This window comes from Burkholderia sp. LK4 (assembly GCF_001043615.1).
GTDB classification, from domain to species: Bacteria; Pseudomonadota; Gammaproteobacteria; order Burkholderiales; family Burkholderiaceae; genus Burkholderia; species Burkholderia cepacia.
The window spans coordinates 23,466-44,908 of record NZ_LDUL01000011.1 but is presented as its reverse complement, the minus strand read 5'-3'; the positions used below and the strand labels follow the sequence as shown (position 1 = coordinate 44,908).

Sequence of the window (21,443 nt, the reverse complement as noted above, 5' to 3'; positions counted from 1 at the left end):
ATGGCGGCGCGACCGTTCCGGCGGCGCAACGCGCGTGAACGAGGCAGCCACGCACCACGCATCAAACGCAGAGTGAATTGAACCGATCATGAAAGCCATACTCGTGATGTACGACAGCCTGAATCGGCACATGCTGCCGCCGTACGGCAACACCTGGGTCCACGCGCCGAATTTTCAGCGGCTCGCCGACCGCAGCGCGACTTTCGACAACTGCTATATCGGCAGCATGGCCTGCATCCCGGCGCGCAGGGAACTGCATACCGGGCGCTACAACTTTCTGCATCGCAGCTGGGGGCCGCTGGAGCCGTTCGACGATTCGATGCCGGCCATGCTCCGCAAGAAAGGCATTCATGCCCATCTGGCGAGCGATCATCCGCATTACTGGGAAGATGGCGGCGCGACCTATCACACGCGATACAGCAGCTGGGAATTCTTCCGGGGGCAGGAGGGCGATCCATGGAAGGCGGAGCTCGGGCCGCCTCCGATGCCGGCCCGGCTCAAGGGCGCGTTGAAGGAGAGCGCCGCGCGGCAGGATTTCGTGAACCGCCAGTATTACCCGACCGAGGATCTTCATCCGCAAACGCTGACGTTCGATGCGGGCGAAGCGTTCCTGAGAAAAAATCACGACAAGGATGCGTGGTTTCTGCAGATCGAGACATTCGATCCGCACGAGCCGTTCGCCAGCTATCCGAAGTATCGCGACCTTTACCCGGGCGATCGAGGCGACGCGCACTTCGACTGGCCGCCCTACGGCCCCGTCTCCGCCGGCGAGACGGACGGCGACATGCGTGCCGCGCAAGCCGGGTACGCCGCGCTCGTGTCCATGTGCGACCATTCGCTCGGGCGGGTTCTCGACCTGATGGACGAGCTGAATCTGTGGCGCGACACGATGCTGATCGTGTGCACCGACCACGGGTACATGCTCGGCGAACACGGCTGGTGGGCGAAGACGGTCCAGCCGTGGTTCAACGAACTCGCCAACACGCCGCTGTTCATCTGGGATCCGCGCTGCCGTCGGGCAGGCGTGCGGCGCCAGTCGCTCGTTCAGATGATCGATATCGCGCCGACGCTGCTCGATTTCTTCGGCCTCGAGCCCACGCCGGACATGCAGGGCGGCGCGCTCGGGAAAACGATCGACGAAGACGTTCCCGTTCGCGAGGCCGCGCTGTTCGGCATGCATGGCGAACAGGTCAACGTGACCGACGGTCGTTACGTGTACATGCGCTCGGGCGCCGACCCGGACCGTAACGAACCGCTGTACGAATACACGTTGATGCCGACCCACATGCGGGAGATGTTCGGTGTCGATGAACTGCAGGATATCGAACTGTCGGAACCCTTTTCGTTTACGAAGGGTGTGCGGACGATGAAGATCGCGAGCCGGCCGATCGGGTATGCGTACCGGTCGGGGACGCTGCTGTTCGACCTGCATGACGATCCGAAACAGGAGCGTCCGCTGTACGACGAGTCGGTCGAACTGCGGATGGCCGGACTCATGCGCGACCTGATGCGGGCCAACGATGCGCCGCAGGAGCAATACACGCGGCTCGGGCTACCGTCCACCGGCGCGATCGAGCCCGCACAGCTCCTGGCCCGCAGCCACGCGGATCGCGCCGAACGGTTGCGTGCGCATCTGTCCGTCCAGGCACGGGCGATGCGCGCCGAGATCGAGCGCAAGCGCGCAGCGCAGGCCGGGGCGACGTCGAGTGATTGACGTGCGACGCAATCCGGGTTTTGACATGCCGTGGCCGGCAGAGTCGGAGAAACGGTGGTCCGGCGAGGAGGAAAATTGAACAACGACAAGCATCGATCGTGCTGTCCCGGCGCGGGAAAGCGCCAGCAACTGTCCGCCGTTTCGGCGCATGCGTGCGCGTCGGGCATCCACAGCACGGGCGCCGGCGTGCCGTCGAACCGGGACATCGTCTGGTTCGAGGCAGGCAAGAGCTGGGTCGGCACCGATACGCCCGTCATCAAGGCGGACGGCGAGGGGCCACGGCGGCGCGTTACGCTGCGCGCGTTCGGGATGGATCGTTATGCCGTCTCGAATGCGCGGTTTGCGGAGTTCGTCGCCGCGACCGGGTATCGCACGGAAGCCGAGCGCATCGGCTGGAGCTACGTGTTTCGATCGTCCGCCGTTTCCGCGAACCATCTGGTGGGCACCGCGGACGCGCCGTGGTGGCTGGCGATCGACGGCGCGAACTGGGCGGCGCCGGAGGGGCCCGGTTCGTCGCTTGGCGGGCGCGAGCAGCATCCGGTCGTGCATGTTTCGTGGAACGACGCGTGCGCCTTCGCGGCGTGGTGCGGCGGCCGGCTGCCGACCGAGGCCGAGTGGGAGCATGCGGCAAGAGGCGGCGCGCAGGCACGCCGGTATCCGTGGGGCGATGAGGAGCCGTCCGACGAGATGCAGTGCTGCAATATCTGGCACGGCGTGTTTCCCCATCTGAACACGTCGCCGGACGGGTATGCCGGCACGGTTCGGGTCGATGCGTTTTCGCCGAATCCCGCCGGGTTGTACAACTGCAGCGGCAACGTGTGGGAATGGTGCGCCGATCCGTTCCTGACGCAGTCGTTGTCGAGCGCGGGAAAGGCCCGGAACCGTCAGGCGCTCGCGGAGCGGGAGCACACGCTGAAAGGCGGTTCGTATCTGTGTCATCGCGACTACTGTTATCGCTACCGCATCGCCGCCCGGACAGGCCGGCCGCGGGATACGTCGACCGGACACACGGGCTTCCGGATTGCGTACGATGCCGCGCACGAATGACTGGCGGCGTGCCGGCGGAGCGGCCGGGCGTTCTTGAATGGCCCGGCGGCCTGCATGCCGCAACGGTGGCGAATCGATCCTGGCATGCCGGCCATGTTCCCGTTCGACGCGATGTCGAACCGTGCCGATGGCGCGGCGATGCACGGGAGGCCGGTGCGGTTTGCCGGGCCACGTCGCGTGACGTGGCTCCCGCGCCGTTCCGTCAGGCCTGCGAAAAATAATGATCGGTGGCGGCATTCAAGGTAGATTGACGTTTTCGCGATCTCGAACGCCACGGAGTGCCGCGCATGTTGACCTATTCCGTCCAGAAAGTCGGCTACGACTTCGATCAGCTGGATCCGCAAGGCGCGACGGACTACGCGTCGTTCATGCACGCGTTCGACGCGTTCCCGTGGGGCGCGCAGCATGCGCAGTGGGACGACACGCAGACGGGCCCGTTGCCGGCCCTCGTGCTGCAGCATGCCGACGATCAGCGGGAGTTGTGGGTGACCGCGCTGAGCGATGCACATGCGATGGGCTTCCAGTTGTTCGCCGTTTCGATGCGGATGAAGAAGGGGCTGTTCGGCCTCGGAAAGGGCAAGCTGGAGCGGAACGTCGACACGATCGACGTCGAATCGCGCGCGGATGTCGACACGTTGTGCCGGCTGTTTTGCGACCGCCGGTACGACGAACTCGACCGGCTGGCGGCGCGGCACGCGGAGCGCAGCGCGACGGCGTCTGGCGACGACAGCGACGATTGACCGCTGTCGCGCATCTGCATCAGGTGCCGCCGCTCGCGCGATGCCTGCGGTCTAGGTCTCTTTCGTACCGGCCGCCGCCGCGCGCGGAAACGTCAGCACGACCGCGAACCCGCCCGCGTCGGGAAACGCGAATCCAACGCGCCCGCCGTGCGCCTTCATCACTTCCTGCACGATCGCGAGCCCGAGGCCCGACCCGGTGCGCCGCTCGCTGCCGTCCGGCGCGATCCGCACGAACGGCTGCAATGCGGCGTCCCAGTGCTCGCGCGGGATGCCGCGGCCGTTGTCGGTGACGGTCAGCGTGATCGCGCCGTCGGGGTGACCGGCGGTTGCGACCGACACGACGATGTCGTCCGCGTGACCATGCAGCAACGCGTTGTGCAGTACGTTCGACAGCGCTTCCTGCAGGCTGATCGCGTCGCCGTCGATCCACGCCAGCGGCGCATCGCTCGCGAACGCCACGGCCACATCGCGCTCGCCCGCAAGCGGAATCGTGCGGCCGAGCACGTCCTTCGCGAGCGCGACGAGTTCGACCGGTTGCAGCGGCACGGCTTCGGTGCGATGGATCACCATCGCGTGATTGAGCAACTGGCCGGTGAGACGACCGACGTCCGCGCTGGTCGCGCGCAGCGCGTCGAGGCGTGCCGCGTGGCGCGCGGGATCGGATTCGCCGTCGAGCAGTTCGATCTGCGCGTCGAGCCGCGCGAGCGGCGTGCGCATCTGGTGCGCGGCGTCGGCGATGAAGCGCTGCATCGCGTTGATGCGTTCGGCCAGGCGGTGTATCAATCCGTTGATCGACCCGATGATCGCGTCGATCTCGCTCGGCGTGTCGAAGGCCACCGGCCGCAGGTCGGCCGGGTCGCGCGCGGCGATGATCGTGCCGATCTGCGCGAGCGGGCGCAGCCCGCGCCGGATCGCGAGGCCGCTCGCGCCGATCGCGAGCACGCTCATCAGCAGGATCAGCGTCCATACCTTGAGGCTCATGTCGTTGGTGAGCTGCTGGCGTGCGTTGGTTGTCTGCGCAACGGTCACGAGCGCCCAGCCCGGCGTGCTTTCCTCGGGCATGTAGCGCGCAATCGTTGCCGTGCGGATCCGGTGCCCCTGGTACAGGCCGTTCGCGAACGCCGGACCCTGTTTTGCGGCGGCGAGCGTTGCGGGGCTCGCGAGATCGCCGTAGCCGGCCACGACGATGCCGCGCGAATCGACGACCTTGTAGTAGACGAGGTCGTAGCGCGACAGCGTCGACAGCGCGGCCACGGGCGGATTCAGCGCGAGCACGCCGCCCTGCACGTAGAGGTTTTCCGCGACCTGGATCGAGGCGCCGGCAAGCAACTGGTCGTACGCGCGTTCGGCCGCGACGCCCGCGTAGTAGCGCGCGATCGCCGCGAGCGCGAGCGCGCCGGACGCGACGACGAGCGCGATGAACAGCAGCGTACGCCCGAACAGCGTCTTCGGGAACCAGTCAATGCGCGGCAATCTGATACCCCATCCCGCGTGCGGTGCGGATCTCGACCGAGCTGCCCTGCAGCTTCCTGCGCACGCGTGTCACGTATTGCTCGACCGCATTCGCAGTCGGCTCGTTGCCGAAGCTGAACAGCTGGTTCAGCAGTTCGTCCTTCGAGAAGATGCGTTGCGGGCGGCTCGCGAGGATTTCGAGCAGCGCGAATTCCTGGCGCGACAGCGATAGCGGCTGGCCGTCGAGTTCCGCCAGGCGGCTGCTGCGGTCGATCACGAGGCCGCCGAGCGTCAGCACGTCGTTCGCATGGCCGCTGTTGCGGCGCAGCAGCGCCTGCACACGCGCGTCGAGCTCGCGGTAGTCGAACGGCTTCACCAGGTAGTCGTCGGCGCCGAGGCCGAGGCCGCTCACGCGGTCGTCGATCGCCGAGCGCGCGGTGACGAGCAGCACGGGTGTCGTGCTGCCCGACGCGCGCAGGTTGCGCAGCACGGTGAAGCCGTCCATGCCGGGCAGGTTCGCGTCGAGGACGACGAGGTCGAAGCGCTCGACGCGCAGCAGCCCGTTCGCGGTTGCGCCGTCGGTCTCGAGATCGACGGCATGGCCGAGCCGCGCCAGGCGGCTGCGGATCGCCGCGCCGATTTCGGCATCGTCCTCCACGACGAGAATGCGCATGGTGCCGTTTCGCAGATGAGTGGGTTAGGGGTTTTCCCGGGGCCGGGATGTCAGCATTTTCTCAGACTCGGTCGATAACCTGTGTCGAGCCGGATGCAGCACGCAAGGACGGCATTAATACCAGAAATATTCAAGGAGACGGCAACATGCAGCATGTCACGGGCACGACGAACGCGCGACGCAGCGCGACGCGGGCTTTCGCGTGGCCGTCTGCCGTGCGTCGCACGGCGGCCCGCGCATGACGACGTCGCCGCGCCGCCGCGCATTGATCGCCGCCGGCATCGGCATGCTGGCCGCGCCGCCGCTCGTGCGCGCGAAGCCGCGCACCGTCCGGATCTCGAAAGGCTTCGGGGTGCTGTACCTGCCGCTGCTCGTGATGGAGAAGCAGCGGCTGTTCGAGCGGCACGCGGCGCGCCACGGCGTGCGCGACGTCGCGGTCGACTGGGTGCTGCTCGACGGCGGCAATTCCGTCAACGACGCGATGATGGCCGGCACGCTCGATTTCGCGGGCGCCGGCGCACCGGGTTTCATCGAGCTGTGGGCACGGGCGCGCGGCATTCCTAACGTCGAGGTGATCGGCATCAGCGGGCTGTCCACCACGTCGCTGTCGCTGAACGCGAACCGCGCGGGCCTCGTGTCGCTGCGCGACTTCACGCCGTCCGACCGGATCGCGGTGCCCGGCATCCGCACGTCGCTGTCGGCGGTCGTGCTGCAGATGGTCGCGAGCCGGCAGCTCGGCGCGAAGCATTTCGCGCAGCTCGATTCGATCACCGTGAACCTGCCGCATCCGCAGGCGATGCAGGCGCTGATCCGGCGCGAGAACGGCTTGACCGCGCACTTCACGTCGCCGCCGTTCTCGACGCTCGAGCTGCGGCAGCCGGGCATTCACCGCGTCGTGAATTCGGTCGACGTGCTCGGCCCGCTGACGCTCGACGTCGTATTCGCGCCGAAGCGGCTCGTCGATACGGCCCCCGCGCTGGCCGTCGCGTTTCTCGGCGCGCTCGACGAAGCGAACCGCCTGATCGCGCAGGACCCGCGCGCGGCGGCCGCGCTGTATGCGGCGTCGTCGGGCGTCGGCGTGTCGCACGACGACGTGATGCGGATGCTCGCCGCGCCCGACACACGTTTCTCGGTACTGCCGAACCAGCTGATGGACTACGTCGAATTCCTGTACCTGGCCGGCACGATCAAGGCGAAGCCGCGCGCATGGCACGAGATGTTCGCGCCGATGCTCGACGACTACCGGTCGCGCTGATGGCGCCGCTTCCTTTCCCCGACATGCCCCGCACCCGCGCGATCGTTGCGCGCGGCGCCGATTCAAACGACATGCAACCGATTCACGCAAGGAGCCTGAAGTGAATGCTACCGACACCCTGGACCCCGCGTCCGCCGAAGAACAGCGCATCATGTCGAAGATGGCGCGGCGCCTGCTGCCCATCCTCGTCGTGATGTTCCTGATCGCGTTCATCGACCGGCAGAACGTCGGCTTCGCGAAACTGCAGATGGTGCACAGCCTCGGGATGACGGAAGCCGCGTTCGGGCTCGCGTCGTCGCTGTTCTTCATCGGCTACCTGCTGTTCGAGGTGCCGAGCACGCTCGCGCTGCATCGCTACGGCGCGCGCGTGTGGCTCGCGCGGATCATGCTGACGTGGGGGCTGATCACGGTGCTGATGGGCTTCACGACGTCGATGCCCGCGTTCTGCGCGCTGCGCTTCGTGCTCGGCATCGCCGAGGCCGGCTTCTATCCGGGCGTGATCTATTACCTGACGTTGTGGTTTCCGCAGAGCTATCGCGCGAAGGTGCTCGGCATCTTCACGCTCGGCAGTGCGCTCGCGAACATGCTCGGCTCGCTGGTCGGCGGCGTGTTGCTGAGCCTGAACGGCGTGTGGGGGCTCGCGGGCTGGCAGTGGGTGTTCGTGGCGACGGGCATCCCGGCGGTGATCGTCGCGATCGTCGTGTTCCGCGTGCTGCCCGCGTCGGTGCGCGACGCCCGTTTCCTGGACGACCGCGAGAAGCAGATCGTCGAGGCCGCGCTCGAACGCGAGAAGCCCGCGCAAGCCGAGCACGGCCAGCCGTGGAAAGCGCTGCTCGACCCGCGCGTGATGCTGTTCGCGGCGACCTACATGCTGATGTCGACGTCGCTGTACGGCGTGACGTACTGGCTGCCGACGCTCGTGAAATCGTTCGGCGTGTCCAGCACGACGAACGGCTTCCTGAGCATGCTGCCGTGGGCCCTTGCCGTGCTGCTGCTGGTGTGGCTGCCGGGGAAACTGCGCCGTGCGAAGAGCATCCTGCGCACGATCGCGATCGTCGCGGCGCTTGGCGCGCTCGGCTTCCTGCTGAGCCTCGTGCTGCCGTCGACGCCGCTGCGCTTCATCGCGCTGGTGCTCGGCGGCGCATGCATCCCGCTGCTGTATCCGTGCTTCTGGTCGATGCCGCCGCGCTACTTCACCGGCGCGCGGGCGGCGGCGAGCGTCGCGGCGATCAACTCGATCGGCAACCTCGGCGGCTTCTTCAGCCAGAACCTGATGCCGTTTGCCGGCAAGGTCACGGGCACCGCGTTCGGGCCGATGATCGTGCCGATCGTGTGCCTCGCGCTGCTCGGAATCGGCGCGCTGGTCGCGTGGACCCGCTCGGAGCGGGGGATGGTGGCGGTGCGGGCGTGAGGCACGCGGCGCGGCCGGATTGTGGTCCCGGACACGTTGGTCAGGCCAAATGGCCGACTGCACGCGTAAAGGAGGGGGTGCTACCATGGATTACATATGTAATCCATGGAGTGTGCGATGAAAACCGCGACCATGCCGGCGCTGCGTGTCGATCCGCAATTGCGGGAGGCGGCAGAGTCGGTTCTTGAGGAAAACGAGACGTTGTCTGCGTTCATGGAGTCGGCGCTTCGCGATGGTATCGCGCGTCGTCGTCTGCGGCGCGAGTTTGTCACCCGCGGCCTTGCATCGCGCGACGAGGCACGCCGTACCGGCGAATACGTCGATGCCGCCGACGTGCAGGCCGAACTCGAAGGCATGCTGAACGCTGCGAGATCAGCGACGGCGGCTGATTGATCTATCGGGTCCGATATACACGTGCGGCCCGTGGGAATCTGGCACGGATGCATCGATACCTGCTCGAACGTGATACCGATGCAGCGGCAGCGGGCTGCGGACGCGATCGAACAAGGTATCGCCATGCTCCGAATGTTTCCGTTCACATGCCGCAAGATCGACGATGGGAATCCGTTTCTGCGTGAGCTGATCGTGTCTTTCGGCAAGTCGGGCCATGTCCTGCTGTTCGAGATTGAAGCGGCCGAACAAGTCACGATTCCAGCCGTGCGACATCAACGGGAAGACGACTACCACTGACGCATGATCGACGCGGCAGCCGGCATTCGCCGACATTGCCGCCGCGATCAGCGATCAATCCTCGCCCCCCCCATTCCCGCCATGCGCGACCGCAGCAGGCGCAGGCGACAGCGGAATCTCCACCTCGACCGTCGTGCCCTCGCCGAGGGTCGTCGCGATCCGCAGCGTGCCGCCAACGAGATACGCGCGCTCGCGTAACCCGACCAGCCCGAACGATCCCGACTTGCGCGGTACGCCGGGATCGAATCCAGCGCCGTCGTCGCGAATCGTCAGCTCGATCGCCTGGTTCGCCTGCACGAGCGCGACGTTCGCATGCGACGCGGCCGCGTGCCGTGCGACGTTCGCGAGCGCTTCCTGGGCGATGCGAAACACCGCCGTCGCGTAAGGCTCGTCGAGTTGCAGTTCGGGCGGGTCGACGTGCAGCGCGCAGTCGATGCCGTGACGGTGCCGGAAATCCTCCACGAGCCATTGCATCGCGGCGGCGAAACCGAGATCGTCGAGCATCAGCGGGCGCAGGTCCGACGCGATGCGGCGCGTCGCGGCCACCGCGCCGCGCGCCAGCGTGTGCATCGCCGCGATCTTGCGCGCCAGCAGTGCATCGTCCTGCGGCACGCGATCGATCAGCCATTCCAGATCGTTCTTCAGCGTCGCGAGTGTCTGCGCGAGTTCGTCGTGCAGCTCGCGTGCGATGCGGCGCTGCTCGGCTTCGCGTGCGCTCGCGCTGATCGCGGCGATCTCGCGCAGCTCCTCGCGCGACGCCTGCAGCGCACGCTCGGCGCGCACGCGTTCCTCGACTTCGCGCCGCAGGTCGCGGTTCGACGCGCTCAGTTGCGCGGTGCGTGCGGCAACGCGCTGTTCGAGCCGTTCGTTCGCGTCGTTCAGCTGCGCGCTCTTCTGCACGACGAGCAGATGCTGGTAGCGCGCGCCGGCCAGCGCGCGCACCGTCTGCGCATGCAGCCGGCCGTTTTCGAACAGCATCGCGAACAGCACGACGCCGGACGCGACCAGACCGTATGCGCGCCCCGCGTAGAAGCCGAGATCGTAGCGCCCGTGATTCAGCATCGCCGACAGCGCGATGTCGAACAGCCACGCGACGAGCACCGTCATCACCCACAGGTCGAGCACGGAATGCCGCCGCCGCCGCTGCCACATCAGCATCAGCGCCACCAGGTTCAGCCCCCAGACGATCGTGATCGCGTTCGTCATCGTCGCGGCCATCCGGTTGCCGTTCATGATGCGCGGCAGCAGGTCGTGGCCGACCGTCGCGAGCAGCGCGAGCGCGGCCGTCGCACCGAGCGCGGCCGCGATGCACAGCACCACGGGAATCGCCGCGCGGCGTTGCGGAGCCGGGATCGGGCCCGCGGCACGCGATGCCGCACGCAGCAGCGCGTACGCGGCGACCGCCAGCGGGAAGCCGCCGTGCCAGAACAGGTAGAGCCAGGCGGTGGTCTGGTCGCCGGCGCCGAGCAGGCCGGTCGGCGCGAACAGCCCGGGAAAGGTCAGCATGTGGGTGCCGGCCATGAAACCCGTGAACAGGTAGCCGCCCGCGAGCACGAGCAGCGGCTTCTCGCGCAGGATCGCGTACTGGCCGAGCAGCAGGCCGGCCGTCACCATGTCGTTGACGACGATCGCCGACTGGTACACGGGGATGAACGCCCAGCCCGGCGCAAGCGGCCTGCCCGCGAATGGCGCAAGCGCGGCGAAGATCACGGCGGACACGAGCACGGTCGCGAGCGCGAGCCGCCGTTCGCGCCGGCCCGGCGGCAGCGACGACATGAACAGGCGCGACGCGTCGGAGGTGTCGTCGTCCGGGGGCGAGGGCGGAAGGTGGAAGGCGGCCGTCATGCGTCGCCGCCGGGGTCGAGGTCGTGGCGCACCGCGTAGCGGACCAGCGCGGCTTCGTGCGGCAGTTCCATCTTCTCGAGGATCCGTGTCTTGTACGTGCTGACCGTCTTTGCGCTGAGCGCGAGTTCGGTCGCGATCTGCGTGACGGTCTGGCCGGCGACGATGCGGCGCATCACGTCGAGCTCGCGCGCGGACAGCCGTTCGTGCGGCAGTGCCGCGGCCGGCGCGCGCAGCGTGAGCGCGAGGCTTTCGGCCGCCGACGGGCTCACGTAGACGCCGCCCGCCGCGACCTTGCAGACCGCCTCCACGAGCTCGGCGGTCGCGCTGTCTTTCGTCAGGTAGCCGGTTGCGCCGGCCTTGAACGCGCGCGCCGCGTATTGCGCCTCCGCGTGCATCGTCAGCACGAGCATGCGCAGCGACGGCGCGTGGTGCTTCACCAGCCGGATCAGCTCGATGCCGGTCGGCGCGGGCATCGACAGGTCGAGCAGCAGCACGTCCGCGGTGCCGCGCTCGACCAGCGCGAGCGTGGCCGAGCCGTCGCTCGCCTCGCCGACGATTTCGAAACCGCCGGCCGTTTCCAGGATGTGACGCAGTCCGTCCCGCATGACTGCGTGATCGTCAGCCAGAATTACCCTGATCATCTAGCGATCCTCTTCGGGATGACGCCGCGCCCTGCTGTCCGGTGGTCGCCGCGGCCGTTCTTCTGATCAATATATTCCGCCGAATCCGAAAACGGTACACATCCGGGAAATTTTCGAGACAGGTTATCGATGAATGTGTACTGAAACGAAATAATTTCCGGGAAAACGTACGCAGCGGGGCGGTCGCGAATCAGGGTATTCCCGGGCGATCGTGGCGGCGGGCGCCGGGCGGGTTGCGGGTCGCAAGCCGTCCAGCGAACCGCCCCGCGAACCGTCCGGATTCGGGACTAAACTGGTGCCCGATGCCACGACACTAACGAGGAGCCCCGTGATGATCGATCTTGCCGATATCCTGCCGTCCGCACTGCCTGCCGCCGTCGCGTGGGCCGAAGCGGAGGCGGCGCGCGGGATCGCGCAGGGTGCGCCGCTGACGCCGGCGCAGGCCGACGACGCGCGCACGGTGGGCGTCGCGCAGCCGGAGCGGATCCGCTTGGTGATCGTCGAGCGCATGCCGTTTCCGGAGACGCCGACGCTCGCCGCGATCGCCCGCGACACGGGCCTGTTGTCGCCGGGGACGATCGGGCTCACGCTCGGTCATGCGGTGTACGTGCTGCGCGGACAGGACACGCGCCGCCTGCTGACCCACGAATTCCGCCACGTGCATCAGTACGAGGCCGCCGGATCGATCGGCGCGTTTCTCGCGCGCTATCTGCAGGAGATCGCGACCGTCGGCTACCACGACGCGCCGCTCGAGGCCGACGCGCGGCAGCACGAGTTCGATTGATCGGCCAATCCGGGGCGACCGCGCGCACCGCCCGATGAACGCTCGCCATGCCATCGCCGGCCCGGTGTTCTCACGCCGGGTCGCTTCGCCATGGAGCGTGCAATGAGCGACACGATCCACGCGTGGATCGGCGCGATCGGCGCGCATCCGCTGCTCGTGCTCGCGGTCGTGTTCGTGACCGCGTGCGCCGAGGCGATCGCGCTGATCGGCACGGTCGTGCCGGCCGGCGCCGTGATGTTCGCGGCCGGTGCGCTGATCGGCGCGGGCGCGCTCGACGGCTGGACGACGATCGGCGTCGCGGCAGTCGGCGCCGTGATCGGCGACGGCATCAGCTACGAGCTCGGGCGGCACTACCGCGGGATGATCCGCAACGCATGGGCGCGCTTCGGTTATGCGAACGCCTACGGGCGCGGCGAGGAGTTCGTGCTGCGCCATGGCGTGAAGAGCATCGTGCTCGCACGTTTTCTTGCGCCGGTGCGTGCGGTCGTGCCGGTCGTCGTCGGCTGCGCGACGCTGCCGCGCCGGTCGTTCTATCCGGTCAACATCGTCTCGGCGCTCATCTGGGCGCCCGTGCACGTCGCGCCGGGTATCGTGTTCGGCGCGTCGGCCGCGCTCGCGGCGGCGATCAGCGTGCGGGTCGCCGTGATCCTGCTGGTGGTCGCGGCGCTGGTCGCGCTCGTGTGGATCGGCGTGCGCATCGCGCTGCGGCGCGGTTGGCCGCTGTTGCGTCGTGCGCTCGTCGAAGGGGGGCACGCATGCGCGCACCGCTGGCCGCGGTTCGGCGCGCGGCTGCACGGCGCGATCGCATACGTGCGCGGCCTGCCGGGCGCGGTGCCCGCGCTCGCGCTGTTGTTCGTCGGCTGTGTGTGGCTGTTCGCGGGTCTCGTGCAGGATGTCGTCGCGAACGATCCGCTGACGCACGCTGACATCGCGCTGTATGCGTTCCTGCAGAACCTGCGCACACCGCCGGTGGACGCCGTGATGCGCGCGCTTGCCGTATTGCACGGGCACGATACGGGGCTGATCGTCGCGGCCGCGTTTCTCGTCTGGCTGATGATCCATCGCTGCTGGCTGACCGCCGCGTGGTGGCTCGCGACCGTCGGCGTCGCCGTCGTGCTCGTGCCGGCGTTCGGTGCGGGCGTACCCGGCGCGACGCCCGCGAGCCTGCCGCCCGGCGCGCTGCACGTACCGCTGCCCGATGCCGAAGCCGCGTTCGCGATTCTCGCAAGCAGTGGCCTCGGCTGGGTGCTGACGCGTGACCGGCCCGCGCGGTGGCGGATCCCGGTCGTGACCGCGGTGGTGCTGTGGATCGTGCTCGGCGGTTTCGCGCGGCTGTATGTCGGAGACACGTGGCTGTCGGGCCTGCTGGGCGGCTGGAGCCTCGGGCTGGCCTGGTTCGCGTTGCTGGCCGGTGCCCATGCGTACTGGCGCGTGCGCGAGCACGTGCAGCCGAGGGGCGCGCTCGTCGCGGTGACCGTGGTGCTCGCGACGGCGGGCGTATGGACGGTTCCCGCGCAATGGCAGCTCGACCGCGCGGCGCGCCCGCATGTCGGCGACGTGGTCGCGATGACCGTCGACCAGTGGCTGCGCGGCGGATGGCAGCGCGTGCCGGTGCGGCGTACCGAGATCGGCGGCGACCGCGAGGAATATCTGCCGCTGCAATGGAGCGCGACGTCGGACACGCTCGACCGGCATCTCGCGCAGGCCGGCTGGCAGCGCGCGACGCCGTGGTCGCCCGCCACCGCGCTGCGCTGGCTGCTGCCGCAGGCGCCCGCCGACGCGCTGCCGGTGCTGCCGCGTTACACGCACGGCGAAAGCACGCGCCGCGTGTTCGTGCGCGTCGATCCGGGCCAGCCCGAAAGCCGCCTCGTGCTGCGGCTGTGGCGTTATCCGTACGTGTTGCAGGACGCGCTCGGCATGCGGCCGCTGTGGTACGGCGCGCTGTATCGCGAGACGCTGCATCGGCCGGCGCGGCTGATGACGATCGTGCGCTCGACGACGATCGACGATGCGGCGTCGATCGCGAAGGCGCTGGCGGTCGAGCCGACGATCGAGCATCCGCCGGCGGGGACGACGGCCGCGCCGGCCGAGATGCTGCTGGTATGGATGGTCAGGCCGTGAGCGGGCCGTGCGCCGCTTACGCGTGCGCCGGCTGCGCGGGGACGACGGACAGGCGCAAGCCGACGGTCTTGAGCACCGCGAGCAGCGTTTTCAGCGTCGGGTTGCCGTTGGGGGACAGCGTGCGATACAGCGATTCGCGGCTGATGCCGGCTTCGGCCGCGACCGCGCCGAGCCCGCCGTACGCTTCCGCGACGGTGCGCAGCGCGAGCAGGCCGGCCGCGCGGTTGTCGGGATCGTCGAGCGACTCCATCGCGACGCGCAGATAGGCCACTGCGAGTTCGCGGTCGGCGCCGAGTTCGGCGACTTCCGCGTCGTGGTGCGATACCGCACCTTTGAGCTTGGTCATGTTTGCCTCCGTTTCCAGTTCGACCAGTGTTCCTTGGCGCGCCTGATGTCGTCGGGTTGGCTGCTTTTGTCGCCGCCTGACAGCAGCAGCACCAGTGCGCCGCCGTACCGCCCGAAATACACGCGATAGCCGGCGCCGACGTGGACGCGCAGTTCGATCACGCCTTCGCCGACAGGCTCGCAATCGCCGAAGTTGCCCGTCTGCACGCGGCGCAGGCGTTCGCGAATCCTGGCCTGAGCAAGCTTGTCGCGCACGGCGTTCAACCATTCGGTGAAGGGCTCGCGACCATCGTCGCGCTGGTAGCGAAGAAGTTCGAACTTGGAGAGCATTGTAACTTATAAGCTACAAAAAAAGGTGGATGAAAAAGGAGGCTGTCGTGCGCGTTGCCGGGTGGTGTGCGCAGGGGCGTGCGCGCATCGGCGAGCCGGAACGACACAGGACGCCGCATGCGTGGCAGTTGCAGTGCAGGCGGCGAAACCGGCTTCCCGGACGAAGATCATTCTTTCATCCGTTACCTGGCGTGGCGATTCGGCCGAATGGCCGGTGTCGATGGCGCGTGCCGAGGGCACGCGCCATGAGCGGGACGTGAAGCAAGTGCGCGAACAGTCCGACGGCGGGCGCGTCGCGCGGTGCGTCCGCCGGAAAATCCTCGTGCGTTACCGTTGCATCGTCATGCCGTCGCGGCAACGCGTGCCGACGCAAACTCCGCCAGCGTGCGCAACGCGTTCCGCGCCGAGCGCAGGTAAAACGACTGCAGATGAAACACATGCCAGCGCGCCGCATGAATCTCCAGCCGGCACGGCACGCCGCAGGCCTGCGCGTGACTGGCCAGCCGCTGCGCGTCCGACAGCAGCACTTCCTGGTCGCCGGCCTGGACGAGCATCGGCGGCAGGCCGCGCAGGTCGGTATCGAGCGGGCCGCGGGCCGCCGCCGATCCGGCGCCGTGATACCAGCGCAGCCCTTGCTCGAGCCAGCCGTGGCGGATCATCGGATCGTCGTGGCGGCGCGAAGCCAGCGTCGCGCCGCCGAGCGCGGGATCGGTCACGGGCGAGATCAGCAGCAACGCGGCGGCGGCAGGCTCGCCGCGCTCGCGCAGCGCGATGGCCAGTGCCAGTGCCAGCGCGCCGCCGGCCGAATCGCCCGCGAGCGCGATCCGGTGCGGCGCGTAACCCTGCGCGCGCATCGCGTCATAGACGGCCAGCGCATCGTCGAGCGCGGCCGGGCCCGGATGCTCGGGGGCCAGCCGGTAATCGGGCACCCACACCGGCAGGCCGGCGTCGTTCGCGAGCCGCGTCGTTACGCCGCGATGTGTATGTGGCCCGCCGAGGCAGAATGCGCCGCCGTGGAGGTAGAGGATCGCGCCGCCCGTGTCGCCGCGTTTCGGCGCGACCACTTCGACCGGCACGCGGTGCGCGTGCGTACGGTAGCGCAGCGTGCCGCCCGTGCCGGGCATCAGCGGCGACAGCAGCGCGACGACGCGGCGTTGCATGCGTGCACCGAACGGCGGCCCGATCAGCGGCCGGAACGCCACGCGCAGGAAACCGCGCAGCGAGGCGGCCGTGAGCGCCTCCAGCGGGCCGGCGGGCGGCGCGACCACGACGTCGCGCGTCGGGGCAACCGATTCGGGCGCCGGATGCGTGAAGCGGTAGGCGGACATCCCGGTGAAGCGGGTGATCCACCGGTAGGTCAGCGTGAAGCCCGGCCAGTTCGTGCTGTTGTGTCCCGATGCGTCGACATACCAGCTCTTGCAACTGTTCCACACCGATCCTTCGAGCCGCTGCTGCACATGCGCGTTGAAGCGCCGGTAGCGGCGCGCGTCGACGTCGATCTCGCGCGCGCCGTTGCGCCGCATCGCGTGCAGGCAGCGCATCACGTGCGCGATCTGGCTTTCGAGCATGTAGACGATCGAGTTGTGGCCGAGATTGGTGTTCGGGCCGTACAGCATGAAGAAGTTCGGAAAACCGGGCACGGTAAGCCCGAGATACGCCTGCGCGCCGCGCCGCCATGCGTCGTTCAGGTCGAGCCCGTCGCGGCCCGTGATGCGCATCGGCGACAGGAACTCGGTCGCCGCGAACCCCGTGCCGTAGACGATGGCATCGACCGGATGATGCACGCCGTCGACAGTCTCGATGCCGCGCTCCGTCACGCGCCGGATCCGTTGCGTGACGAGTTCGACGTTGTCGCGGCTCATCGCGGCCAGGTAGTCGCTCGACAGCAGGATGCGCTTGCAGCCGATCGGGTAGTCGGGCGTGAGCCGTGCGCGCAACGCGGCGTCCGGCACGTCGCGCGTGAGCAGCTTGCGGAAGGGTCGGCCGACCGCGACCTTCATCAACCCGTGCAGGCGCGTGAACGCGATCGCGCGCGATTCGTAGCGCAGGTAGATCGATGCGCGATGCAGCTTCATCGCCCACGGAAGCGTGCGGAACAGCGCCTTTTCCCACGGACGGTACGCACGGTCGGGGCGCGGCATCACGTAGGCCGGCGAACGCTGGAACACGGTCAGGCGCTGCACGTCGCCGGCGATCGCGGGGACGAACTGGATCGCCGACGCACCGGTGCCGACCACCGCCACGCGCTTGCCGGCGAGCGCGTAGTCGTGATCCCAGTGCGCGGAGTGGAATGCGCGGCCGCGGAACGTGTCGATGCCGGGCAGGTCGGGCATCGCGGGGCGGCTCAGCTGCCCGGTGCCGCTGACGAGCACGGCGGCGCTCAGCGTCGTGCCGTCGGCGAGCGTGACGCGCCACAGCGCGGCGGCTTCGTCGTAACGCGCATGCGCGACGTCGGCGCCGAAACGCAGGTAGCGCGCGAGGCCGTACTTGCGCGCGCAATGCTGCAGGTACGCATGGATTTCTGGCTGCGGTGCGAACACGCGCGACCAGGCCGGATTGGGCTCGAACGAAAACGAGTACAGGTGCGAGGGCACGTCGCACGCGGCGCCGGGGTAGCTGTTGTCGCGCCACACGCCGCCGACGTCGTGCGAGCGCTCGACGATCGCGAAATCGTGGATGCCGGCACGTTGCAGCGCAATGGCCATGCCGATGCCGGCGAAGCCGGCGCCGATGATGATCGCCGCGAGCGGTGCGGCGGATTCGGTCAGGTGGGCAGCGTCACGCGACGACATGGCGGGTCTCCTCCGGCTGGACGGCTTCGTGCGCGGCGCGCGAAGCGGGAACGGTATATGTCGTTATCCTGACGGTTTCGCGCTGCGGCCGCGCGGACGTGCGGCATACGCCGCGGATCAGGTCGACGGCCTTCTCGGCGATCATGATCGTCGGTGCGTTGGTGTTGCCGCCGACGAGCGTCGGCATGACCGACGCATCGACGATGCGCAGCCCCTGCAGGCCGCGCACGCGCAGCTGTGGATCGACGACGGCGAGCGCGTCGTGCCCCATCCGGCACGTGCCGACCGGGTGGTACACGGTGTCGGTGCGCCGCCGCAGCACGTCGCGGATTTCATCGTCGGTGTCGACGTTCGCGGTGAACAGGTCGCGCGTGGTCCAGCCTGCGAGCGCCGGCGCTTCCATCAGCCGTCGCGTGAGCCGGAAGCCCGCGACCATGTCGTCGAGGTCGCGCGGATCGTCGAAGAACGCGGGGTCGATGCGCGGCGCCGCGAGCGGATCGGCGCTGTCGAGCGTGACCGAGCCGCGGCTGCGCGGCCGCAGCAGGCACACGTGGCACGACAGCCCGTGGCCGGCGTGCAGCTTGCGCGCGTGATCGTCGACGAGCGCGACGACGAAGTGCAGCTGGATGTCCGGTGCGTCGAGGTCCGCGCGGGTCTTCAGGAAACCGCCGCCTTCCGCGAAATTCGACGTCAGCATGCCGCGCCGTTCGCGGCGAAAGCGCGCGAGCTCGCGCAGCATGCGCAGGCCGCCGCGCGCGGATACGCCCATCGTATCGACGCTGCGCGTGCGGTAGCCGAAGATGAAATCCGGATGATCCTGCAGGTTGCGGCCGACCCCGGGCAGGTCGGCGTGCACCGCGATGCCCCGTTGCCGGAGCTCGCCGCCCGGGCCGACGCCCGACAGCATCAGCAGTTGCGGCGTTTGCAGCGCGCCGGCCGCGAGCACGACTTCACGCCGTGCGCGCAGTGTGCGGACCTCGCCGTGCTGCCGGACTTCGACGCCGGTCGCGCGCGTGCCGTCGAACAGGATGCGCAGCACCTGCGCATGCGTCTCGACCGTCAGGTTGTCGCGGCGGCCGATGTGCGGCAACAGGTACGCGCGCGCCGCGCTCCACCGTTCGCCGTGTTTCTGCGTGACCTGGTAGATGCCGATGCCTTCCTGCTGCGCGCCGTTGAAATCGTCGGTGAGCGGCAGGCCGGCCTGTTGCGCGGCTTCCAGGTAGCGCGCATGGAACGGGTTGCCGGTGCGCAGGTCGCTCACCCACAGCGGGCCGTCGCGGCCGTGCCACGCATCGTCGAAGCGCTCGTTGTGCTCGCTCAGGCGGAAGTACGGCAGCACGTCGTCGTAGGCCCAGCCTTCGTTGCCGAGCGCGGCCCAGCCGTCGTAGTCGACGCGATGGCCGCGGATATAGACCATCGCGTTGATGGCCGACGAACCGCCCAGCGCCTTGCCGCGCGGCTGGTAGCCGATGCGCCCGCCGAGGCCGCGCTGCGGCACCGTGTCGAAGGCCCAGTTGTTCACGCGGGTCGGCATCATCGCGACCGCGCCGGTCGGCACGTTGACGAGCGTGCCGTCGCCGCGGCCGCCGGCCTCGAGCACGCAGACGGTCACGGCCGGGTCCTCGGTCAGCCGCCCGGCGACGACGCAGCCGCCCGACCCGCCGCCGACGACGATGTAGTCGAAAGTCCTGCTCATGGGTTCGTCCTCCGATGGTCGATGGATCAGGCGGGGCGCGGCAGCGCGCACGGGCGGCCGGCGCGCGGCCGGGCAGGGGCAGGGGTTCGTGCAGGCACGGCGCGCCGGCGTGCGAAGCGGGCTGCGGGATCGGTCGGGCGACTGCGTCGCATGGTGTCTCCTCCGGAGGGCATTGGCGTCGTTCGGGCGACGACTGGGATGACGCCGATGGTGCTGGCCGCATGGGAAAACACCAATGCTGCTTCGGGACAATTGTTTTAGTATTTGGGCCAAATCGGCGCTTCGAGGGTTTCTCCGCATGAGCTTCTGGGATTTCACCCGGAGTCCGGCCAGCGCCCGGCTGCTGGTCGATTTCGGCGACGAACGCGGCGTGCCGCACGCGACGCTGCTGGCCGGCACGGGGCTCGCCAACGCGCAGCTCGACGATCCGAAGGTCGAGGTGACGGCCGCGCAGGAACTGCGGCTGACCGGCAACCTGCTGCGCGCGCTCGGGCGCGCGCCGGGCCTCGGGTTCGAGGTCGGCCTGCGCTACCACTTCTCCGCGTACGGCGTGTGGGGCTACGGGCTGATCGCGAGCGCGACCGCGCGCGACGCACTCGCGCTGGCGATGCGCTTCCTGCCGCTCACCTACGCATTCACCGTGATCACGTATCGTGAAGAGGACAGCACGTGCGTGCTCAGTTTCGGCGCGCCGGAGCTCGATGGCGCGCTGAGCCGGTTCCTCGTCGAGCGCGACATGTCGGCGGCGGCTGTATTGCTGCGGGAAATCGGCGGCGACGCATTCGAGCTGTCGCGCTTCACGGTGCAGGCAACGCGCGCGCCGTCCGTACCGGTGCCGCGCATCGCCGGCGTCGAGCCCGTTTTTTCGGCGCGCGCGAACAGTCTCGCGTTCGATCGCGCGTTGCTCGACCGGCCGCTGCCGCACGCGAATCCGCTGACGGTGTCGATGTGCGAGCAGATGTGCAGCCAATTGCTCGAAGCGCGGCGCGCGCGTTTGGGCACGTCGGAGATGGTGCGCCAGTACCTGGGCGCGACGCCCGGCCCCGCGCCGTTCTCGCTCGAGGACATGGCGCGGCTGCTGAACACGAGCCCGCGTACGCTCAAGCGCCGGCTGCAGGAGGAGGGCACGACGTTCCGGGCGCTGCTCGCGCAGGCGCGCGGCGCGATGGCCGAGACGCTGCTCGGCGACGCACGCCTGTCGCTCGCGGAGGTGGCTGAGCGGCTCGGCTTCAGCGACCTGTCGAGTTTCTCGCAGGCGTTCAAGCGCTGGTACGGCGTGCCGCCGGGCGCGTATCGCAGCGCGGCGCAACGGGACGGCGGCCGTTCCTGAATCACGCCACGATCGCCGGCTGTCCGGCCGGCATTCCAATCAAGAGAGAACCCGCATGATCACGATTCGCCCGATGACCGACGACGATTTCCCGCGCTTCTGGCCGACCTATCGCGCCATCGTCGCTGCTCAGGAAACCTATGCATTCGATCCCGATGCGACACCCGAAGCGGCGCGCGCGTCATGGCTCGATGCGCCGCTCTGCACGTGGATCGCCGAGGAGGACGGCGCGGTACTGGGCTCGTACTACCTGAAGGCGAACGCGGCCGGCCCCGGCAATCACGTGTGCAATTGCGGCTACATGGTGAGCGAGGCCGCGCGCGGCCGTGGCGTTGCGCGCCTGATGTGCGAGCACTCGCAGCAGGTTGCGCGCGAGCGCGGTTTCCTCGCGATGCAGTTCAACTCGGTCGTCTCGACGAACGAGGTGGCGGTCGCGCTGTGGCAGAAGCTGGGATTTGAAATCGTCGGGCGCCTGCCGCGCGCGTATCGTCACGCGCGGCTCGGGTTCGTCGATTGCCTCGTGATGTTCAAGTGGCTCGGCGACACACCCGCCGCCCGAGCCTGAGCGCGCAACGGC

General features: G+C 68.8%; 18 protein-coding genes and 1 pseudogene. 11 read left to right on the top strand and 8 right to left on the bottom strand.

Annotation, left to right across the window (positions count from 1 at the left end):
• Positions 1-88: 88 nt before the first annotated feature.
• The 3 genes from VK92_RS07375 to VK92_RS07365 all read left to right on the top strand — a co-directional run bounded on the left by VK92_RS07375 (position 89) and on the right by VK92_RS07365 (position 3,501).
• Complete coding sequence (locus tag VK92_RS07375; protein WP_048020354.1) at positions 89-1,714, top strand: sulfatase; 1,626 nt, start codon at positions 89-91, stop codon at positions 1,712-1,714.
• A 75-nt stretch (positions 1,715-1,789) separates the two neighbouring features.
• Positions 1,790-2,761, top strand: coding sequence for a formylglycine-generating enzyme family protein (locus tag VK92_RS07370; protein WP_165589145.1), 972 nt, complete (start codon positions 1,790-1,792; stop codon positions 2,759-2,761).
• A gap of 287 nt (positions 2,762-3,048) precedes the next feature.
• Complete coding sequence (locus tag VK92_RS07365; protein ID WP_048020353.1) at positions 3,049-3,501, top strand: hypothetical protein; 453 nt, start codon at positions 3,049-3,051, stop codon at positions 3,499-3,501.
• A 51-nt stretch (positions 3,502-3,552) separates the two neighbouring features.
• On the opposite strand, the gene VK92_RS07360 is transcribed toward VK92_RS07365, so the two are convergent.
• Together VK92_RS07360 and VK92_RS07355 are read right to left on the bottom strand one after the other, a co-directional pair.
• On the bottom strand, positions 3,553-4,974 hold the full coding sequence (locus VK92_RS07360; protein ID WP_048020351.1) for a sensor histidine kinase: 1,422 nt from the start codon (positions 4,972-4,974) through the stop codon (positions 3,553-3,555).
• The gene (locus VK92_RS07355) at positions 4,961-5,626 is read right to left on the bottom strand and encodes a response regulator transcription factor (protein WP_021158397.1); all 666 of its coding nucleotides are present in this window, start codon (positions 5,624-5,626) and stop codon (positions 4,961-4,963) included. Before VK92_RS07355 ends, VK92_RS07360 begins: the two co-directional genes overlap by 14 nt.
• Before the next feature lie 238 nt (positions 5,627-5,864).
• Between VK92_RS07355 and VK92_RS07350 the strand changes: the two genes are divergently transcribed.
• From VK92_RS07350 to VK92_RS07335, 4 genes and pseudogenes are all read left to right on the top strand, one after another.
• The gene (locus VK92_RS07350) at positions 5,865-6,881 is read left to right on the top strand and encodes an ABC transporter substrate-binding protein (protein WP_048020440.1); all 1,017 of its coding nucleotides are present in this window, start codon (positions 5,865-5,867) and stop codon (positions 6,879-6,881) included.
• A 100-nt stretch (positions 6,882-6,981) separates the two neighbouring features.
• Entirely contained in the window at positions 6,982-8,292 is a 1,311-nt protein-coding gene (locus tag VK92_RS07345; protein WP_021158399.1) for an MFS transporter, read from the top strand.
• Positions 8,293-8,409: 117 nt separating this feature from the next.
• Positions 8,410-8,685, top strand: a complete 276-nt coding sequence (locus VK92_RS07340) for a YlcI/YnfO family protein (protein ID WP_048020349.1) — start codon at positions 8,410-8,412, stop codon at positions 8,683-8,685.
• Between the two features lie 47 nt (positions 8,686-8,732).
• Positions 8,733-8,982 (top strand): annotated as a pseudogene (locus VK92_RS07335) (type II toxin-antitoxin system RelE/ParE family toxin).
• Between the two features lie 54 nt (positions 8,983-9,036).
• On the opposite strand, the gene VK92_RS07330 reads toward VK92_RS07335, so the two are convergent.
• Together VK92_RS07330 and VK92_RS07325 are read right to left on the bottom strand one after the other, a co-directional pair.
• Positions 9,037-10,827 carry a sensor histidine kinase gene (locus tag VK92_RS07330; protein ID WP_048020347.1) on the bottom strand — a complete coding sequence of 597 codons (1,791 nt, stop codon included), beginning with the start codon at positions 10,825-10,827 and terminating at the stop codon, positions 9,037-9,039.
• Positions 10,824-11,468 (bottom strand): response regulator, encoded by a 645-nt coding sequence (locus VK92_RS07325; protein WP_048020345.1) that lies wholly within the window; start codon positions 11,466-11,468, stop codon positions 10,824-10,826. The genes VK92_RS07330 and VK92_RS07325 overlap by 4 nt, the downstream gene beginning before the upstream one ends.
• Positions 11,469-11,799: 331 nt before the next feature.
• Between VK92_RS07325 and VK92_RS07320 the strand changes: the two genes are divergently transcribed.
• Both VK92_RS07320 and VK92_RS07315 read left to right on the top strand, forming a co-directional pair.
• Entirely contained in the window at positions 11,800-12,252 is a 453-nt protein-coding gene (locus VK92_RS07320) for a hypothetical protein (protein WP_048020343.1), read from the top strand.
• A gap of 102 nt (positions 12,253-12,354) precedes the next feature.
• On the top strand, positions 12,355-14,373 hold the full coding sequence (locus VK92_RS07315; RefSeq protein WP_048020342.1) for a VTT domain-containing protein: 2,019 nt from the start codon (positions 12,355-12,357) through the stop codon (positions 14,371-14,373).
• Between the two features lie 16 nt (positions 14,374-14,389).
• On the opposite strand, the gene VK92_RS07310 is transcribed toward VK92_RS07315, so the two are convergent.
• The 4 genes from VK92_RS07310 to VK92_RS07295 form a co-directional block, all read right to left on the bottom strand.
• Entirely contained in the window at positions 14,390-14,719 is a 330-nt protein-coding gene (locus VK92_RS07310) for a helix-turn-helix domain-containing transcriptional regulator (RefSeq protein WP_011356110.1), read from the bottom strand.
• Positions 14,716-15,048 carry a type II toxin-antitoxin system RelE/ParE family toxin gene (locus VK92_RS07305; RefSeq protein WP_048020341.1) on the bottom strand — a complete coding sequence of 111 codons (333 nt, stop codon included), beginning with the start codon at positions 15,046-15,048 and terminating at the stop codon, positions 14,716-14,718. The genes VK92_RS07310 and VK92_RS07305 overlap by 4 nt, the downstream gene beginning before the upstream one ends.
• Before the next feature lie 341 nt (positions 15,049-15,389).
• Complete coding sequence (locus VK92_RS07300; RefSeq protein ID WP_048020340.1) at positions 15,390-17,840, bottom strand: alpha/beta hydrolase fold domain-containing protein; 2,451 nt, start codon at positions 17,838-17,840, stop codon at positions 15,390-15,392.
• Positions 17,827-19,536, bottom strand: coding sequence for a GMC family oxidoreductase (locus tag VK92_RS07295; protein ID WP_048020339.1), 1,710 nt, complete (start codon positions 19,534-19,536; stop codon positions 17,827-17,829). The genes VK92_RS07300 and VK92_RS07295 overlap by 14 nt, the downstream gene beginning before the upstream one ends.
• Before the next feature lie 298 nt (positions 19,537-19,834).
• On the opposite strand from VK92_RS07295, the gene VK92_RS07290 reads away from it, so the two are divergent.
• Together VK92_RS07290 and VK92_RS07285 are read left to right on the top strand one after the other, a co-directional pair.
• Positions 19,835-20,866, top strand: coding sequence for an AraC family transcriptional regulator (locus VK92_RS07290; RefSeq protein WP_048020337.1), 1,032 nt, complete (start codon positions 19,835-19,837; stop codon positions 20,864-20,866).
• A gap of 55 nt (positions 20,867-20,921) precedes the next feature.
• Positions 20,922-21,431: a GNAT family N-acetyltransferase gene (locus tag VK92_RS07285; RefSeq protein WP_048020335.1), complete on the top strand. Its 510-nt coding sequence runs from the start codon at positions 20,922-20,924 to the stop codon at positions 21,429-21,431.
• Positions 21,432-21,443 lie beyond the last annotated feature (12 nt).

Bases quoted from the DNA above. Each gene is read 5' to 3' on its own strand.
- VK92_RS07315 (WP_048020342.1), top strand. From the start codon at position 12,355: ATGAGCGACACGATCCACGCGTGGATCGGCGCGATCGGCGCGCATCCG.
- VK92_RS07285 (WP_048020335.1), top strand. From the start codon at position 20,922: ATGATCACGATTCGCCCGATGACCGACGACGATTTCCCGCGCTTCTGG.
- VK92_RS07300 (WP_048020340.1), bottom strand. From the start codon at position 17,840: ATGTCGTCGCGTGACGCTGCCCACCTGACCGAATCCGCCGCACCGCTC.
- VK92_RS07320 (WP_048020343.1), top strand. From the start codon at position 11,800: ATGATCGATCTTGCCGATATCCTGCCGTCCGCACTGCCTGCCGCCGTC.
- VK92_RS07350 (WP_048020440.1), top strand. From the start codon at position 5,865: ATGACGACGTCGCCGCGCCGCCGCGCATTGATCGCCGCCGGCATCGGC.
- VK92_RS07290 (WP_048020337.1), top strand. From the start codon at position 19,835: ATGAGCTTCTGGGATTTCACCCGGAGTCCGGCCAGCGCCCGGCTGCTG.
- VK92_RS07305 (WP_048020341.1), bottom strand. From the start codon at position 15,048: ATGCTCTCCAAGTTCGAACTTCTTCGCTACCAGCGCGACGATGGTCGC.
- VK92_RS07310 (WP_011356110.1), bottom strand. From the start codon at position 14,719: ATGACCAAGCTCAAAGGTGCGGTATCGCACCACGACGCGGAAGTCGCC.
- VK92_RS07340 (WP_048020349.1), top strand. From the start codon at position 8,410: ATGAAAACCGCGACCATGCCGGCGCTGCGTGTCGATCCGCAATTGCGG.
- VK92_RS07295 (WP_048020339.1), bottom strand. From the start codon at position 19,536: ATGAGCAGGACTTTCGACTACATCGTCGTCGGCGGCGGGTCGGGCGGC.
- VK92_RS07365 (WP_048020353.1), top strand. From the start codon at position 3,049: ATGTTGACCTATTCCGTCCAGAAAGTCGGCTACGACTTCGATCAGCTG.
- VK92_RS07355 (WP_021158397.1), bottom strand. From the start codon at position 5,626: ATGCGCATTCTCGTCGTGGAGGACGATGCCGAAATCGGCGCGGCGATC.
- VK92_RS07375 (WP_048020354.1), top strand. From the start codon at position 89: ATGAAAGCCATACTCGTGATGTACGACAGCCTGAATCGGCACATGCTG.
- VK92_RS07330 (WP_048020347.1), bottom strand. From the start codon at position 10,827: ATGACGGCCGCCTTCCACCTTCCGCCCTCGCCCCCGGACGACGACACC.
- VK92_RS07325 (WP_048020345.1), bottom strand. From the start codon at position 11,468: ATGATCAGGGTAATTCTGGCTGACGATCACGCAGTCATGCGGGACGGA.